We start from the raw sequence: 16,349 nt of genomic DNA, 5'->3' as shown, positions 1-16,349 counted from the left end.
CCACACGAACCGTCCAGGGATCACCCAAGTGAGGAAGTTGATCTAGCAGAAGTGGGGAGTTTCAGGAAGCGCCATCACAGCGTCCCTTCGCCGGACTGGCACTACCCGACAAACTCCGGCTGATCGACATGCTGGCCGGCATGGGCGTGCTGTGGTTCCAGATCACCGGCGGGGAGCCGCTGATCGATCCCGACTTCGCACCTGCCTACCAGCGCGCTTACGACGCCGGGATGATGCTGGAGATCCTGACCAACGGCTCACGTCTGGCGCGGCCGGAGCATTTGGCCCTGTTCACCGCGGCTCGCCCGCACAAGATCACCGTGTCGATGTACGGGGCAAGCCCGGAGACTGCCGACGCTTTGACCCAGACCCGGGGCGCGTTCAAGCGGACGTACGCCGGCCTGCTCGCGGCGGCTGAGGTCGGACTGCCCGTCGAGGTCACGATCATCATCACCAAGCACAACGTCGACGAGTTGGAAGCCATGCGCTCCCTGGTCGACCAACTCGGCTTCCCGCGTAACGAGTACGGCTCCATCTCGCCGACCTACACAGGCGACGGCTCGACCTTGCAGGCTCAGGCGCCCGGCTACCTCGACAAGAGTGCTGTCTTTGGCGGTTGTCCGGCCGGGCACACCTCGTTCCACGTCGACCCGCATGGCATGGCCACGATGTGCAAGGTCGGCCGGGACAACCCGATCAGCTTGATCACCGAAGGCCCGGAAGGGCTGATGCGTCTGCCCGCGATCGCAGACGCCCAAATGCTTCGCACAGGTGGATGTACCGGCTGCACGCTGTCGTCCACCTGCCGGGTATGCCGACCCATGGCGCGCGTGTACCAGGAGGCGAAGGCACCACTGGATCACTACTGTCAGCACGGCGAAAGGACCAGCTCATGACCGTCACCGCTGTCGAGATCACCCGCCGCCCCGCACCGATCCCCGCCGCCCCTGTCAACCCCACGCTGGCCGCTCCCGCCGCCCCGGAGCCGCTCGACGTCGTCATCGTCGACAACGTCGATGCCCTGACCCGCACCAACCAGCGCGGCTGCGGCGACGACAACCCGTACAACTGACCCAACCCATCACTCGGGGTCGCCGTCGTGCCATGGACGCGGCGGCCCTGGGGCCTGGTCGAGATCGAGATCGCCATATGCCGCCCACCCGCATTCCCTACGGGGATCTGCCGGAGAACGTCCGGTCCGAGGTCGAGCAGTGCACCGGTGAAGTTCACCATGCCGAAAGCGCGGGCTCAGGACTCAACAGCTCCGTTGCCGCTGTCCTCGTGGCCGTCGGTGGGAAATTCTTCGTCAAAGCGCTGCCGAGCGACCATCGCTGGGTGTGGACCCAGGCTGCCGAAGCGGCCGTCGCTCCGTTCGTTCGTGCGATCGCGCCCAGGCTGCTTGCCCGCATTGTTACTGACGGGTGGGACGTTCTGGTCTTCGAGGCCATCACCGGGCATCAAGCCGATTACACACCCGAGTCCGGCGATCTTCGAGCGGTCGCGGACCTGCTGACTCGCCTCGGCGAGATTCCCTGCCCGGATGTCACCCTCCGCGAGGCGCCGCTACGGCTTCAGCGCTACGCCGCACCCGACGAGCTACATCACTTCGCTGGGCCCTGTCTGCTCCACACAGACCTGAACAACGCGAACGTCATCGTCGCCGACGGTCGCGCCTGCATGGTCGACTGGGGCTGGGCTACCCGTGGGGCCGCCTGGCTGGACGCGGCTTACTGGACGATCTGGCTTATCAGCGCGGGCCATTCACCGGTCGAAGCCGAGCGCTGGGCGCAACGGATTCCCGCCTGGCAAACGGCTACCGACGCTGGTCTCGCCGCATTCGCCGCAGCCAACGCCCGCATGTGGCACCAAATCGCCGGAGCGCAACCCGACGCCTGGACCAGACGCATGGTGGTCGCCGCGGAACGATGGAATGTGTACCGCGCCAGCCGCATATGAGGAAGGCCTCGCACTGGTTTGCCGGACGGCGCCTTCCTTGCGTTTGACGGCTCATAACGACAACTGAAGCCCGCCGACGCGTACTCAACGGCAATAACGACGCGGCAGCTCCCCTTCTTGGGTCGAGCCCCCGGCGGTGTGTTCAATCAGTGTTCGGCTACTTGCTCGCTCGGCGGGGGAGGCTGCGGCCCAGCTCGGCCCCGACGGGGCGCCGATCGTAGGCTGGCCGGCACCATGGCGATGGGGGATCCGGGGGGGCTTGCCCCCACGGCGTGGGGTCTGGGGCTCGGGCCCCAGGGAATCTCAAGCGCGCCCGGCAGGATTCGAACCTGCGACCGACGGATTAGAAGTCCGTTGCTCTATCCGCTGAGCTACGAGCGCGAGGGCCACAGCTTATCTTGCCGACGGCGGCGCGGGTGTAACCCATCGGCGGCCGGCGGGGGACCGAAAGGGCTACGTTGGCGGGTCGTCAACAGGCGGGGCGCCGAGGGTGGTCAGGGCTGTGCGGGCCCGGGACTGTTCGGCCGGGTCATCGATCAACTGGGCCAGGCCCAGCGCCAGGCGGAACGTCGTGACGGCCTCTTCCGGGCGGCCCATCGCGGCCAGTGCCTCCGCTCGGCCGTTCAGGGCGCAGGTCTGGCCGTACCGTTCGCCCAGTTCGCCGAAGATGGCTACGGCGCGGTCGAGGGAGTCGAGCGCCTCCGTGAGGTTGCCCAGGCGGGTGTCGGCGTCGCCGAGGTTGGTCAGGGCCGTGGCCTCGCCGCCGCGGTGGTTCAGGGCTCGGAACAGGTCGAGGGCCCGGCGGTGGTGGTCGGCTGCCTCCGACAGGCGGTCCATCCGGAGGTACACGTCGCCGAGGTTGGTCAGGGTGTTGGCCTCGCCCACGCGGTCGCCGATCTCGACGAACTTGGCCAGGGCTTGCGTGTGATGCTCGGCGGAGGCGGTGTGGTCGCCGAAGGCGTTGTAGACCACGCCGAGGTTGCCCAGCGCGCGGGCCTCGCCGCGGGCGTCACCCAGGCGGCGGAACAGGGTCAGCGACTCGCTCATCCGGTCGCGGGCCTCGGCGTTGCGGCCCAGCTGCCAGTACACGACGCCCAGGTTGATCAGGGCGCCGGCCTCGCCGGCCGGGTCGCCCGTGGCGACGGCGGCGTTGCGGGCCGCGGTGTGCACGGTGATCGCCTCGGCCGGGTAGCCGCCGTTGTCCAGATAGGTGTAGATGGTTGCGGCCAGAGGCACCGCGTGTGACGGCGCGGCCAGGCATACGGCCACCAGCGTCGATCGTTCCGTGTCGAGCCAATGCAGCGCGGCCTTCGGGTCGTCGAGGGCCGGCTTCGGTACGTCGTTCGGCGGCAGCGTGGGGCGGCGGTGCCGTTCGGCGGGATGCAGGGCGTCCATCGCGGCCGACGCGGCGTACAGGTAAAGGTCGTACAGGCGGGTCTGGGCGGCCCGGCGATCTGTGGGGCGCTCGTCGTCGGTGGCGCGCTCGACGGCGTACGCCCGCACCAGATCGTGCAGCACGAAGCGTCCCGGAACCGGTTGTTGCACCAGGTGTTCCGCCGTCAGGCGGCGCAGATGCTCCTCGGTCGCGCCGAGGTCGGCGTCGAGCACCGCGGCGGCCGCGTACGCGTCGAAATCCTGGCCCGGATGGCCGGCCAGGCGGCGCAGCAGGGTTCGCCGCGCCGGTGGCAGCCGCTGGTCGGAGAGGTGCAGCGCCAGCTGGACGCCGTCGTCGAGGTGGTAGTTGCGGTGCCGCTCCTCGAGGCGGTCGGCGTGGTCGGCGACCGTCCAGCTCGGCGTGGCCGCCATCTGACCGGCGACGATCGTCAACGCGAGCGGCAGATATCCGCAGCGGCGCGCTACCCGCTCGAGTGCGTCGGAAGTGTCGTTCCCGAGCAGCTGCGCGGCCTCGAGCGGGCTGAAGACGTCCAGGTCGATGCGGGTGGTGGGCAGCAGATCGGCCAGGTCGCGGCGGGACGTGACCACGGTCAGCGCGTCGGGGCACAGCAGCGGGCGCACCTGGTCCTCGTCGGCGGCGTTGTCGAGGATCACCAGCGCCTGACGGCCGGCGAGCTGCTCGCGGAACAGGGCCGAGCGCGCCGCGAGATCGTGCGGTATCTGCCGGCCCGTGACGCCCAGCGCACGCAGGAAGCCGTCGAGCACGGCGGCGGGGTCGGCCGGCGGCTGGGCCTCGTCGGGATGGAAGCCACGCAGGTCGACGAAGAGCGAAGTTCCTTGCGTACGGCGGTGACCCGCGTGCACCGCGAGGCGGGTCTTCCCGACGCCGGCCATCCCGGTGATCACACAGACGCCGGTGGCCCGGTCCAGGGCGGCCAGGTGCGGTTCCCGGCCGACGAACGGGTCCGCCTCGTCGGGCAGCCGGGCCAGAACCCGTACCTGCGCCGCGGCCTGCTTCTCGGCCAGCGTGACCCGGATCGCCCGCCGCCAGCGGGCCAGGTATTCCGCGTCGTCGTGCAGCGCGGCCACCACCGCGAGCACCAGATCCGCGTTGATCCGGCGGCGGCCGTCGCGGAAACAGTCGGCGATCGTGCCGCGGCCGGTCGAGGGCAGCCGCGCGTTGACGCGGGTCGTGATCGTGTCGAAGGTCGGATCGCCCGCCCATGATTTCAGGGCGCGCAGGGTGGCGGCCAGAGCGTCCAGGGAACGGCAGCCGTCCGGGTCGGGCAGCGGACCGGTTTCCGGGGCCATCAAGCGTCCTCGGGTGCCGGTGGCACCTCGACCTCCGGCGTACCCACGGGCGGCAGGAACGCGTCGCTCCAGCGCGCCAGCTCCCGGAAGACTTCGACCCGCACCTGTTTGCCGGACAGCGTCAGGTCGTGCATCCCGCCGTCGAAGCGGGCGATCGTGACCCGCGCGCCGAGGCGCGGCGCCCAGCGGACGATGTGCTCCACATCCAGCACGGAGTCCGAGACCCGGAGGTCGTCGTGCCACGCCCGCCCCCGGAACGTCCGCGTCGAACAGGCGACCATCACCGGCACGTCGATCCCCAGCCCGGCCCGCAATCGTTGCTGGCCCCGGCGGATGGCCTCCAGCCAGCCGGCCGTCACCGGGAAGCCGAACACCGGCTTCCACGTCAGGTCGTAGTTCCACTCGCCACGGTGCTCGCTGTGCAGGCTCTGCCCGTACAGGCCGAGCGAGGCCATCGGGATCTTCCGGTAGGGCATCCGGCGGGTCGCGGCGATCGTCGCCGCCATGATTGGCCGCTTCAGCAGCCAGGGCACGTTGAAGTCGAAGAACGGGCTGTTCAGGAACAGCCCGTCGACAATGCCCCGCCCCTGCCGGGTGTGGGCCCACAGCGACGTGATCAGGCCGCCGGTGGAATGACCGGCCACCAGCAGCTGATCGTGGCCGTCCTGCGCGCGGATGATGCGTGCTGCCTCGTCCAGTTCCGGGAAGTATTCGGTGAGGCTGCGCGCGAAGTTCGGCGTCTGGTGGGGAAGCAGGCTGCGGCCGTACTTACGCAGGTCGAGCGCGTAGAAATCCCAGCCGCGCTCGACGAAGAAGTCGGCCAGGTGGGTCTGGAAGAAATAGTCCACGAAGCCGTGCACGTAGAGGACGGCACGCCGGGTGGGCCCGTCGGCCCGGCGGCGCACCAGGGTGGCGACCACGTCGCCCTCGTCGTCGCGACCCAGGTCGATCGTGTGCCGCTCGTACGGCGGTCCGAGAACGTCGATCTCCACGCGCCCAGGCTACCCACCGGTACCCGGCCGTGCGCGATATCAGAAGCCACAGCCTCGCGGCGGATATCCACAGCCGTACGACTTGTCCACAACCTCGTCCTCAAGATCCCCCGGCCGTACGCCCCGAGCGCGAAGCTGCCCACCTCACCGCAACACAACAGGAGGTCACCATGTTCGACACCAACCTCGTCGTCGTGGGCAACGTGCTGAGGGCGCCGGAATGGCGGCGTCTCGAGCAGTCCGGCTCGATGGTCGCCAACTTCCGGGTCGCGTCCAACGCGCGCAAGTTCGACCGTGAGACCAACACCTGGGTCGACGGGAACAGCCTGCGGGTGCGGGTGACCGCGTGGCGCCGGCTCGCCGAGGGCGTGATCTCGTCGATCGCCGTCGGCGACCCCGTCATCGTCTACGGCCGGCTGTTCACCCGCGACTGGAAAGACAGCGAGGGCAACGACCGCATCTCGTACGAGATGGAGGCGTACTCGATCGGCCACGACCTCGCCCGGGGCCGCGCCCGGTTCGCCCGCAACTCCCGCCCGGCCCAGATCCTGCCCCCGATCGAGGACGGCGTCTTCATCGGCGGCGAACAGTCGGCCCCGGTCCCGACCGACGACGTCCCGGTCGTCTTCGGCGAGGGCGTCCCCGACGAGGAAGCTCCGACGTTCCTCGACGTGGCCGCAGCCGCCACCCCGCCTGCGGACGATGACGCCGCACCGCGTTCGGAAGACGCTCCGGCCGAATCGCCGAGCGATGACGAGATCGCGGCCGAGGTCGAGCAGCTCGCCGCCGCCGATCCCGCGCCCGCCCGGCGCTCGCGCCGCAGTTCCCGGAAGGAGCCCGTCGCGGCCTGACCCACCGAGCCGGGTGGCCGCCGGGCCACCCGGCTCGCTCAATCGATCAAGGCTCGATCAGCTCGAGTCGAGGATGTCCCGGGCCGGCCAGTCCGTCCAGCAGACCGCAGGACACGACCGGGCATCCCGTCCGATCGCTCTGGACGCCGGAACCAAGTCCGGCTAGCCTAGTCGTATGATAACTAGTCCTACGCCTATACCGCAGAGGCGCCTGGACCTCTCGCCGATGCGCGCACTACCAGTGCCTGGGAAGCAATTCGTGAAGGGCGGCTGCCGACCCCAGTGCGGCAAAGAGGCCGATCAGGATTGCGAGCCACGGGCCGGCGTTCCAGGCTGCGGCGCCCGCGACGGCACCACCCGCGACGCCGCCGAAGCCCACGAGGCCCCGGCGGGTTATCAGGCCACTCGAACGATCGTGCGGCGTAGCGGGAACCTCGTGAGGCCGATTGCCTGAATTGGGCGATGGCCGTTGGCTTGGCGCATTGTTACTATCCATGGATCCCCTCATTGCTCAGCGTGTTGGGGAGATCGGGTGGCGGTCGTGCTGCATACGACCGCCACCCTCTTTCTTGATCGCGCGCATAACTGCGCAGGATCGAATATCACGCATCTCTCGGGTTTCCGTGCGCACCTACAGTCCGTCGATTCTTGTATCGCCGGGACCCTCTTCACGTCGGTGGCCGGATCTCCATGCATTCCCGTCGCAGGTCAACAGCTTTTGGGTACGTCCGATGGGTGACGGCCGGGACAGGGCCGGACAGCGTGGGACAGCATTGAACAGTGCCGTCCCCCATCGAAACAGGCGCGCAAGCCGCGCCGGAACTCCACGCCGTCCACACCGTCGCCGACCTGGCCGCCGTTTTGAAAGAACTTCGTCTTCGCGCCCCTCGGCGGGAGTTGACGGACGAGCTGATCAGCCTGCGTGAATTGTCGGAGATCACCGGCGTTCCACGCAGCACACTGTGCAATGCGGAATCTGGTCGGGTTCTACCGAGCGCCAAAGTGGTGTTCCGGGTGGCCCAGGCGTGCGGAGTGGCTGAAGAAGAGCTGACGACCTGGGTCGATGCCCGGCATCGCGTTGCCCGGAGCCGTTCGAGGCGGGCAATTCGAGCGAACCCGGCAGCGACGGATCCGTTCTACGGACTGCCGGACGTTGCCGCGGTCGACGACGAACGGCCAGGCATCGACGGGATGGTCAACATCGTCGGACGCCTTGAAGCCGCAGATCCCGCCGCCGTGACACCGATGTTGAAACTCCTGCCTCCGGCCGCTGTCGGAAAGTATCTCGCCCAGCTGCACGCCCCTGTCGCCGCGCAGCACCTTTCCTCGATGGAGCCTCGTCGTGCGGCCGAAGCCCTCGCCTTCATGGCCGCCGATCAAGTGGCCGAATGCATGGGGTGGATGGAACCGTCGGCCGCTCAGCGGCTTCTGCGTCCGTACGATCACACCGTGTCGGCCGAGTTGCTGCGACGGATGCCGGCCGTAGTCGCAGCGTCCGTCATCTCGGCCATGCCGGCCGGGATCTCCGCCGAGACCCTCAGCAACCTCCCTCCTCTCACGATGGACGGGGTCATCCCGGGAATTCCGATAGAGACACGCGAAATCTTGGTAGCCAGTGATCGGATGCCGGACAAGCTCGCGGTGAAGCTGCTTTTCAGTTTGAGTTTCAGTCGGATCGTCGCCCTGTTCGAGACGTCCTACACGCTTGAACGGTGCGCCGAACTCCTCACTGCGATACCCGGAGACGCCGCCGCCGGCTTGCTCGCAGCACTTACCACGCGGCGGAGGCGGGCGCTCATTCGGCAGGTCGGGATCGAAGACGTCGGCCGAAAGCTCTCGCGGGCCACCGCCGAGACGGTGGCCGACATTCTTGACGGGCTGGCGGCGGAGACGTCCACGGCCCTTCTGGGTGAGCTCGGCGTCGATCTCAGCGCGTCCGTCCTGAACCTGATTTCCCCCGAGTTCCGAGCACGGATCCTCAGATTGATGACGCCGGTGATGGCTTCGATAGTCCGCGAAGCGCAAGCCAGGGCATGACGCCCGAGTGCCGGATCGGATCGCGTGAGGTGCAGGTCAACGCGCGTATCCCGGGCTGACGGCGTCGCTTGTCCTGGGCGGACGAAAGGCGCCGATCACCGGGAAGAATGACACCGCCCCCGAACGGGGTGGTCCGATCGTCCGGGGGAAGGGGCCACCCGGCCGACCTGCCCGGTTGGTCCTGGGTGGGGCCGGACCGGCAGACTGGGCGGCGTGCTGTTGAAGGAGATCCGCGCGATCGCGGGCGAGACACTGGTTCTCGCGCCGCACGACCAGGACACCGAGACCGCCAACACCAACTGGTTCGGCGCGCCCCCGCACGAGCGCATGGGCCTGTCGGCCGACGAGGTGGTCACCGCCTTCGAAGAGACGATCGAGTTGCTGCGGGAGCAGGTCGTCGCGATGTCGCACGTGGGGCCGGCCACGTTCTATGTGTGGCACGACCTGCAGGCGGGGCAGTTGCGCTGCTCCGCCGGGTCGTGCGGGCGCGACGAGTTGCCGTTCACCGAGAAGTACCGGACGACGGGTGACCTGCACACGATCGTCGTCGAGTTCCTGGAGGACCGCGCGCCGGGCGCGATCGTCTGGGGCGAGTTCGATCCGGTGCCGCTCCCGAACGGGCCGGAACCGGACGTTCAGGAAATCGTGGTCTGGGTGTGCGACCTGCGCTCATGATCGTCGGTAGGGCGAAGCGGCGAAGACGAAAGGACCAAGGGCGTGGCGGGGGCGGGGGCGGAGCCCTGGACAGGGCTCCCGAAATGGGGCTGGCGCGCGGCGAGTCGGCCGGGGACGGCGGACGCGGTCGGACTGGCGGCGGGCTACCTGCTTGATGCGGCGTTCGGGGATCCGCGGCGGTTCCACCCGGTGGCAGGGTTCGGGACAGCGGCGGCAGCTCTGGAGAAGCGGATCTACGCCCCCAACCGTCGATCGGGAGCGGCTTTCGCGGCGATCGCCGTGGGGCTGCCGGCGCTGGCCGGGCTCGGGGCGGCGGCGGTCACCCGGCGCCTGCCCATCGTCCGGGCCGCTCTCGTGGCCACCGCCACGTGGACTGTGCTGGGCGGACGAACCCTCCGGCGGGAATCGCGGATCATGGCCAGGCACCTCGACGACGGCGATCTGAACTCGGCGCGGGGGCGGCTCAACCACCTCTGCGGCCGCGATCCCGCCGGGCTCGACGAGCCGGAGCTGGCGCGGGCCACGGTCGAGTCGGTCGCCGAGAACACTTCCGACGCGGTGGTGGCGCCGCTGGTGTGGGGCGGGCTGCTCGGGCTTCCGGGGCTGCTGGCCTATCGGGCGGCCAACACGCTGGACGCGATGGTCGGGCACCGGTCGCCGCGGTACGCGCGGTTCGGCACGGCCTCGGCCCGGCTCGACGATGGGCTCAACCTGTTGCCGGCCCGGCTGACCGGACTGCTGACGGTCGCGGTGTCGCCGGTCGCGGGCGGGAACCCCAGGGAGACGCTGCGGGTCTGGCGCCGTGACCGCAACGACCACCCTTCGCCCAATGCCGGGCAGTGCGAGTCGGCCATGGCGGGGGCTCTGGGCGTACGCCTCGGAGGCCGCAACGTCTATTTCGGACGCAGCGAGACCAGGCCGTTCCTCGGGGACGGCCCGCGTCCGTCGGCCAAGCACCTGCGCCGGGCCGCGCGGGTGTCGGGCGGTGTCGGTCTGGCCGCCGCCGGCCTCGCGGTCGGAGCGGCGCTGCTGAGGGGCAAGACGATCAGACCGGCCGGGCGAATCAGGGACAAAGGGCAGTGAGCGGCGGCCTTCTTGTCGCCGGCACCACTTCGGACGCCGGCAAGAGCATCCTCACCGCGGGCATCTGCCGCTGGCTCTACCGTCGCGGCGTCAAGGTGGCGCCGTTCAAGGCGCAGAACATGTCCAACAACTCGGTGGTCGTCGTCGGGGCGGACGGGCGGGGCGGCGAGATCGGCCGCGCTCAGGCTATGCAGGCCGCCGCGGCGGGCATCGCGCCCGACCTGCGGTTCAACCCTGTGCTGCTCAAGCCGGGCAGCGACTTCTCGAGCCAGGTGGTGCTGCTCGGCGAGGCCGTCGACACCGTCACGGCCGGCAATTATCGGTCGCTGCGGCCGCGTCTGGCCGAGACCGCGCACGCCGCCCTGGCTGAACTCCGCGCCGAGTACGACGCCGTCATCTGCGAGGGGGCCGGCAGCCCGGCCGAGATCAACCTGCGGGACGGCGACTTCGTCAACATGGGCCTGGCCCGGCAGGCCGGCCTGCCGGCGATCGTCGTCGGTGACATCGACCGCGGCGGCGTCTTCGCGGCCCTGTTCGGCACGGTCGCGCTGCTCAGTCCGGAGGATCAGGCTCTGGTCGCCGGTTTCGTGATCAATAAGTTCCGTGGCGACCTCGGGCTGCTGCGGCCCGGGCTCGACATGATCACGTCGGTGACGCACCGGCCGGTGTACGGCGTGCTGCCGTTCCATCCGGAGATCTGGCTCGACGGCGAGGACTCCCTCGCGTACGGGCGGATTCTGGGCCGCCCGCGCGGGCCGCGTGGCACTGAGTGGCTGCGCGTCGCCGTCGTCCGCCTGCCGCGCCTTTCGAACGCCACCGACGCCGAGGCGCTGGCGACCGAACCGGGCGTCCAGGTGCGACTCACGGTCGAGCCGGCCGAGATCGCCGACGCCGACCTGGTGGTCGTGCCCGGTTCGAAGGCGACTGTCAGCGACCTCGCCTGGCTACGCGAGACCGGGCTGGCGGACGCGATCCGCACGCACGCCGCGGCCGGAAAGCCTTTGCTCGGCATCTGCGGCGGTTTCCAGATGCTCGCCGAGACGATCACCGACGAGGTCGAGAGTCGCCGCGGAACCGTGCCGGGCCTGGGTCTTCTGCCCGTGCGGATCGCCTTCGAGCCGCGCAAGCACCTGGGCCGGCCGACCGGCGAGGGCTTCGGCGCGCCCGTCTCCGGATACGAGATTCACCACGGCGCCGTCACCGAAAGCAGTCGACAGCCCTTCCTCCGGTACGCCGATGGGCGGCCCGAGGGAGCGGTCCGTGACAACGTCTACGGCACCCACTGGCACGGCGCCTTCGAGTCCGACGAGTTCCGCCGCCGATTCCTGACCGCGGCTGCCCGCCAGGCCGGCCGCGGCGGCTTCACCGTGGCCGCCGACATCCGGTTCGCGGGCGTCCGCGACCACGCGCTCGACGTGCTGGGCGACCTGGTCGAACAGCATCTCGACACCGAGGCGCTGTGGCGGCTGATCGAAAGCGGACCGCCGGGCGGCGCGCCGTTCCTTCCGCCCGGGGCGCCGCAGCGGTGATCGACGACCTGGCCGCGTACGTCATGAACCGGCCGCCTCGCCTGGGTGACGTGCGCCTGATCGCCGTCGACGGGCCCAGCGGCGCGGGCAAGACGCGCTTCGCCAACCGCCTGGCTGCCGCGCTCGGCGACGCGCCCGTCGTGCACACCGATGACCTGCTCAACGGCTGGGACGATCAGTTCACGTTCTGGACGCGGCTGGAAGAGAACGTGCTCTCTCCGCTGCGGCTCGGCCGGACAGCCACCTACCGGCGCTACGACTGGGACAAAAAGGATTTCGCGGGGCGGCCTCTGACAGTTCCGCCCCGGCCGGCCGTACTGCTGGAAGGGGTGAGTGCCGCCCGGCGCGACATTCGTCCCGAGTTGACCTTGGCTGTTTTTGTCGACGCGCCGCCCGAACTTCGCTGGGAGCGCGCGATCGCCCGCGACGGGGACGACAGCGTTGCGTATCGGAAGTACCTTGAGCGCTGGCGGGCCGCCGAGGACAGGCACTTCGCCGTGGACGACACAGCCGCCCAGGCGGATCTGATCATCGACGGCGCGACGGAAGGGTGGGCACGATGACCGACGAAGAGAACCGCCCGGTACGCAGGCGTGTGACCCTGACCGGCATCAGCTCGCGGGCCTGGGAACATCCGGCCGACCGGGGCGCGCTGACCGCCCTGCGCGAGCTGCGCGGCTTCGACGACGTGGTCAAGGCGTTCTTCGGCATGTGGAACGAGCGCGGCTTCCGGCTGCAGTTCCTGGCCGGCGCCATCCGGGTCGACCACCGCCAGTACCCGCGGGTCTACCAGCGCTTCACCGAAGCCGCCACCACCCTCGACGTGGTCGAGCTGCCCGAGCTCTTCGTCTCGCAGGACCCCATCATCAACGGCTCGGCGATCGGCCTCGACAAGCCGTTCATCGTGATCACCACCGGCGCCGTCGAGCGGCTGGACGACGACGAGCTGCGCGCGATGCTCGGCCACGAGATCGGCCATGTTCGCAGCGGCCACGCCGTCTACAAGACCATCCTGATGATCCTGACCCGCTGGGCGGCCAGCCTGAGCTGGCTGCCGGTGGGCGCGATCGCGTTGCGGGCGATCATCACGGCGATGCTCGAGTGGTGGCGCAAGGCCGAGCTGTCGGCCGACCGCGCCGGGCTGCTCGCCGGGCAGGACCCGTCGGCCTCGCTGCGCCTGCTGATGAAGCTGGCCGGCGGCGGCGACCTCTCGCAGATCGACACGGCCGCCTTCCTCGAGCAGGCCGCGGAGTACGAGAGCGGCGGCGACCTGCGCGACAGCATCCACAAGATCGGCATGACGCTGGGCAGCACCCACCCCGTGCCCGTGGCCCGGGCCTCCGAGCTGCGCAAGTGGGTCGACTCCGGGGCGTACGCCGAGATCCTCGGCGGCGACTACCCCCGCCGCGACTCGGACGGCGACGCCTCGGTGAGCGACGACGTGAAGGCGGCGGCGAACTCGTACCGGGAGACGTTCACGAATTCGCAGGATCCGCTCGTCGGTCTGCTCCGCAAGCTTGGCGACGGCGCCGGTGACCTGGCCGGATCGGCTGTACGGGGCGCCCGCGGGTGGATGGGAGACGCCTCACGGCGGGGCCAGCGAGACGACGAAGAAAGCTGAACGGGCCCTAAGATCTCTCTCATGAGCTTGAGTGAGACCGATCTGCGCGCGGCTGTCGCGCGGGAGTTCCCGGGGGTCCGGGCCGACCTGGAGCGGCTGGTCCGCATCCCGGGCATCGCCTTCGAGGGTTTCGACCACTCCCACGTCGAGCGGTCCGCCGAGGCCGTCGCCGAGCTGCTGCGCGGCTGCGGTCTCGACACGCAGGTCGTGGTCCGCGGTGGCCAGCCGGCCGTCATCGGGCGCAAGGCCGCCCCCGAGGGCGCGCCGACCGTCCTGCTGTACGCCCACCACGACGTGCAGCCCGTCGGCGACGTGTCGCTCTGGAGCAGCGATCCGTTCGAGCCGGTCGAGCGCGACGGCCGCCTGTACGGGCGGGGCGCCGCCGACGACAAGGCCGGCGTGATGGCCCATGTCGCCGCGTTGCGCGCCTTCGGCGACCAGCTGCCGGTCGGCGTGGTCGTCTTCGTCGAGGGCGAGGAGGAGTACGGGTCCGAGTCGCTCGACGCGATCATCGAGGAGTTCCGCGAGGAGCTGCGGTCCGACGTGATCGTGATCGCCGACTCCGGCAACTGGGACATCGGCCGCCCCGCCCTGACCACCTCGCTGCGCGGCCTGGTCAACCTGTTCGCCGAGGTCAAGGTGCTCAAGTCGGCGGTGCACAGCGGCATGTTCGGCGGCCCGGTGCCCGACGCGCTGATCACCCTGGCCCGCCTGCTGTCGACCCTGCACGACGAGAGCGGCGAGGTCGCGGTCGACGGGCTGGTCGGTCGTGAGGGCGCGAGCGTCGACTACCCGGCCGACCGGTTCCGCCACGAGGCGGGCATGCTCGACGGCGTCGAACTGATCGGCAAGGGTTCGATCACCGACCGCATCTGGACCAAGCCGTCGGTCTCGGTGCTGGGCATCGACGCGCCCCGCACGTTCGAGGCGGCCAACGCGCTCCAGCCCACGGCCAAGGCCAAGATTTCCGTACGCCTGGCGCCCGGCGACGACCCGAAGGCGGCGTACGCGGCCGTGCGGTCCCACCTCGAGAAGCACGTGCCGTGGGGCGCGCAGGTCGAGGTCACCCTGGAAGCCGACGGTGAGCCCTGCGTCATCGACGCGACCGGCCCCGCGTACGACGCCGCGCGCGCCGCCTTCCGCTCGGCCTGGGACGGCACCGACCCGGTCGACATGGGCGTGGGCGGCTCGATCCCGTTCATCGCCACCTTCCAGCAGCTGTTCCCGCAGGCCGCGATCCTGGTCACCGGCGTCGAGGACCCGCACTCGGCCGCACACGGACCGGACGAGAGCCTGCATCTCGGCGAGTTCGAGCGCGTGTGCGTGGCCGAGGCTCTGCTCCTCAAGAACGTGGCGGAGAACGTTTCGACGAAGTAAGGGGCGGCGGATGGCCGAGCTGTCGTGTGACGTGCTGGTGGTGGGCGCCGGCCCGACCGGGCTGATGCTCGCCAACTGGCTGGTCAAACTCGGGGTCGACGTGATCGTCGCCGACGGCAAGGAAGGCCCGACCCGCGAGTCGCGCGCCCTCGTCGTCCAGGCCCGCAGCCTCGAGATCTACGACCAACTGGGCCTGGCCGACCAGGTGCTCGAGGCGGCCGAGCGCGCTGACGCGCTGGCGCCCGGCTTCCTCGACCGGGTGTTCGGGCGCGTGTCGCTCGGCCGGCTCGGCGGCACCCTCACGCCCTTTCCGTTCATCGAGGTCCTCGAGCAGAGCCGCAACGAGGAGATCCTCTACGAGAACCTGCAGAAGCTGGGTGCCGGTGCTCCTAGCCGGATTGTCCGGTGGGAAACCCCGGTTACGGCGGTCAAGCAGGTGGAGGATGGCGTCGAGGCAAAGGTCGGCAACGACACCGTGCGGGCCCGCTTCTGCGTGGGCTGCGACGGGTCGAACTCGGCCGTCCGCAAGGCGCGGCGCATCGCGTACGAGGGAGTCACCAACCCGCACCGGTTCTACGTGATCGACGCGGTCGGGGCGGCCGGCCTGGTCGAGCACGCGATCAACGTACGCCCGGGTGGGAGCGACTTCCTGCTCGGCTTCCCGATGCGCGGCCGGCACGCGTGGCGCCTGCTCGGCCTGGTGCGCGACGAGGACGGCGACTCGCGGCTCACCGAGGAGGACGTGCGCCCGCGGATCAGGCGGTTCGCGGTCACGTACGGCGAATCGCGGTGGTTCGCCACGTACAAGGTGCACCACCGAGTCGCCGCGACCTTCCGGGACGGGCCGTTCTTCCTGGCCGGGGATGCGGCCCATGTGCACTCGCCGGTCGGCGGCCAGGGCATGAACACCGGCATGCAGGACGCGCACAATCTGGCCTTCAAGCTGGCCGACGTGCTGCAGGGGCGCCGCAAGGACGCGTGGCTCGACCGCTACGAGGCCGAGCGCCGCCCGGTGGCGCGCACGCTGGTGGCCACGACCGACCGGATCTTCGGCGCGATCACCTCGCAGCGGCCGGTCGCGCGGCTGCTGCGGCGAGTCCTGGTGCCGGTTGTGGCGCCGCTCGGTGTCCGTTTCGTGCCCAGGCTGTCGGGCGGCGGGCGGGTGTTCCAGTACGTCTCGCAGATCCGCGTCCACTACTGGATGACACCGAACGCGCGGGCCGCGGCCGGTGGGCGCCGCGATCCGGTAGTGGGCCGGCGGCTGCCCTGGGCAGGCGGCAACTTCGAGGTGCTGCGCGACCTCCGATGGCAAATCCACGCGTACGGCGGGGTGGCGGCAACCGACGTGCCGGACCTCGGCCTCCCGGTGCACGTCTTCGCACCCGCGCCCGGCACCGGTCTGCAGCCGGGGCGGCTCTATCTCGTACGCCCGGACGGGTTCGTGGCCGCCGAGGCCGCCGTCTCGGAGGCAGCGGTTGTCTTCCCCGCGCTGTTGCGGGGCTGAGTGTTTCGAGGCGGCCGT

General features: G+C 70.1%; 14 protein-coding genes and 1 tRNA gene. 12 read left to right on the top strand and 3 right to left on the bottom strand.

The window, feature by feature from the left end:
- The first annotated feature begins 128 nt into the window (after positions 1-128).
- The 3 genes from LXN57_RS43810 to LXN57_RS43800 are packed head-to-tail and all read left to right on the top strand — an operon-like array spanning position 129 to position 1,956.
- Entirely contained in the window at positions 129-896 is a 768-nt protein-coding gene (locus LXN57_RS43810) for a radical SAM protein (RefSeq protein WP_285904749.1), read from the top strand.
- Positions 893-1,072, top strand: coding sequence for a hypothetical protein (locus LXN57_RS43805; RefSeq protein ID WP_251804224.1), 180 nt, complete (start codon positions 893-895; stop codon positions 1,070-1,072). The genes LXN57_RS43810 and LXN57_RS43805 overlap by 4 nt, the downstream gene beginning before the upstream one ends.
- Positions 1,073-1,104: 32 nt before the next feature.
- Positions 1,105-1,956, top strand: coding sequence for a protein kinase family protein (locus tag LXN57_RS43800; protein ID WP_251804223.1), 852 nt, complete (start codon positions 1,105-1,107; stop codon positions 1,954-1,956).
- A 308-nt stretch (positions 1,957-2,264) separates the two neighbouring features.
- Here the strand turns inward: LXN57_RS43800 and LXN57_RS43795 are convergent.
- The 3 genes from LXN57_RS43795 to LXN57_RS43785 all read right to left on the bottom strand — a co-directional run bounded on the left by LXN57_RS43795 (position 2,265) and on the right by LXN57_RS43785 (position 5,654).
- Positions 2,265-2,337 (bottom strand) — tRNA-Arg (locus LXN57_RS43795).
- A 72-nt stretch (positions 2,338-2,409) separates the two neighbouring features.
- On the bottom strand, positions 2,410-4,662 hold the full coding sequence (locus LXN57_RS43790) for a DUF3856 domain-containing protein (RefSeq protein WP_251804222.1): 2,253 nt from the start codon (positions 4,660-4,662) through the stop codon (positions 2,410-2,412).
- Positions 4,662-5,654 carry an alpha/beta hydrolase gene (locus LXN57_RS43785; RefSeq protein ID WP_251804221.1) on the bottom strand — a complete coding sequence of 331 codons (993 nt, stop codon included), beginning with the start codon at positions 5,652-5,654 and terminating at the stop codon, positions 4,662-4,664. The genes LXN57_RS43790 and LXN57_RS43785 overlap by 1 nt, the downstream gene beginning before the upstream one ends.
- 170 nt (positions 5,655-5,824) lie before the next feature.
- Here LXN57_RS43785 and LXN57_RS43780 point away from each other — a divergent pair, with 170 nt between their 5' ends.
- The 9 genes from LXN57_RS43780 (at position 5,825) to LXN57_RS43740 (ending at position 16,331) form a co-directional block, all read left to right on the top strand.
- A complete protein-coding gene (locus tag LXN57_RS43780; RefSeq protein ID WP_251804220.1) occupies positions 5,825-6,505 on the top strand; it encodes a single-stranded DNA-binding protein in 681 nt (226 codons plus the stop codon).
- 780 nt (positions 6,506-7,285) lie between these two features.
- Entirely contained in the window at positions 7,286-8,542 is a 1,257-nt protein-coding gene (locus tag LXN57_RS43775; protein WP_251804219.1) for a magnesium transporter MgtE N-terminal domain-containing protein, read from the top strand.
- A 213-nt stretch (positions 8,543-8,755) separates the two neighbouring features.
- The gene (locus tag LXN57_RS43770; protein ID WP_251804218.1) at positions 8,756-9,217 is read left to right on the top strand and encodes a hypothetical protein; all 462 of its coding nucleotides are present in this window, start codon (positions 8,756-8,758) and stop codon (positions 9,215-9,217) included.
- 132 nt (positions 9,218-9,349) lie between these two features.
- A complete protein-coding gene (locus LXN57_RS43765; protein WP_251804231.1) occupies positions 9,350-10,300 on the top strand; it encodes a cobalamin biosynthesis protein in 951 nt (316 codons plus the stop codon).
- A complete protein-coding gene (locus tag LXN57_RS43760) occupies positions 10,297-11,829 on the top strand; it encodes a cobyric acid synthase (RefSeq protein WP_251804217.1) in 1,533 nt (510 codons plus the stop codon). Before LXN57_RS43765 ends, LXN57_RS43760 begins: the two co-directional genes overlap by 4 nt.
- On the top strand, positions 11,826-12,392 hold the full coding sequence (locus LXN57_RS43755; protein ID WP_251804216.1) for a uridine kinase family protein: 567 nt from the start codon (positions 11,826-11,828) through the stop codon (positions 12,390-12,392). The genes LXN57_RS43760 and LXN57_RS43755 overlap by 4 nt, the downstream gene beginning before the upstream one ends.
- The gene (locus LXN57_RS43750) at positions 12,389-13,450 is read left to right on the top strand and encodes a M48 family metallopeptidase (RefSeq protein WP_251804215.1); all 1,062 of its coding nucleotides are present in this window, start codon (positions 12,389-12,391) and stop codon (positions 13,448-13,450) included. Before LXN57_RS43755 ends, LXN57_RS43750 begins: the two co-directional genes overlap by 4 nt.
- Positions 13,451-13,471: 21 nt before the next feature.
- The gene (locus tag LXN57_RS43745) at positions 13,472-14,827 is read left to right on the top strand and encodes a dipeptidase (protein WP_251804214.1); all 1,356 of its coding nucleotides are present in this window, start codon (positions 13,472-13,474) and stop codon (positions 14,825-14,827) included.
- Between the two features lie 10 nt (positions 14,828-14,837).
- Complete coding sequence (locus tag LXN57_RS43740) at positions 14,838-16,331, top strand: FAD-dependent monooxygenase (protein WP_251804213.1); 1,494 nt, start codon at positions 14,838-14,840, stop codon at positions 16,329-16,331.
- Positions 16,332-16,349 lie beyond the last annotated feature (18 nt).

Source organism: Paractinoplanes hotanensis (assembly GCF_023717965.1).
Classification (GTDB): Bacteria; Actinomycetota; Actinomycetes; order Mycobacteriales; family Micromonosporaceae; genus Actinoplanes; species Actinoplanes polyasparticus.
Note: the sequence above shows the minus strand (reverse complement) of the source record. Positions and strands in the feature narration are given on the sequence as shown.

What these genes read in the sequence shown, in the direction of transcription:
- LXN57_RS43805 (WP_251804224.1), top strand. Translation starts at nt 893, where the DNA reads ATGACCGTCACCGCTGTCGAGATCACCCGCCGCCCCGCACCGATCCCC.
- LXN57_RS43800 (WP_251804223.1), top strand. Translation starts at nt 1,105, where the DNA reads ATGGACGCGGCGGCCCTGGGGCCTGGTCGAGATCGAGATCGCCATATG.
- LXN57_RS43780 (WP_251804220.1), top strand. Translation starts at nt 5,825, where the DNA reads ATGTTCGACACCAACCTCGTCGTCGTGGGCAACGTGCTGAGGGCGCCG.
- LXN57_RS43790 (WP_251804222.1), bottom strand. Translation starts at nt 4,662, where the DNA reads ATGGCCCCGGAAACCGGTCCGCTGCCCGACCCGGACGGCTGCCGTTCC.
- LXN57_RS43750 (WP_251804215.1), top strand. Translation starts at nt 12,389, where the DNA reads ATGACCGACGAAGAGAACCGCCCGGTACGCAGGCGTGTGACCCTGACC.
- LXN57_RS43740 (WP_251804213.1), top strand. Translation starts at nt 14,838, where the DNA reads ATGGCCGAGCTGTCGTGTGACGTGCTGGTGGTGGGCGCCGGCCCGACC.
- LXN57_RS43810 (WP_285904749.1), top strand. Translation starts at nt 129, where the DNA reads ATGCTGGCCGGCATGGGCGTGCTGTGGTTCCAGATCACCGGCGGGGAG.
- LXN57_RS43745 (WP_251804214.1), top strand. Translation starts at nt 13,472, where the DNA reads ATGAGCTTGAGTGAGACCGATCTGCGCGCGGCTGTCGCGCGGGAGTTC.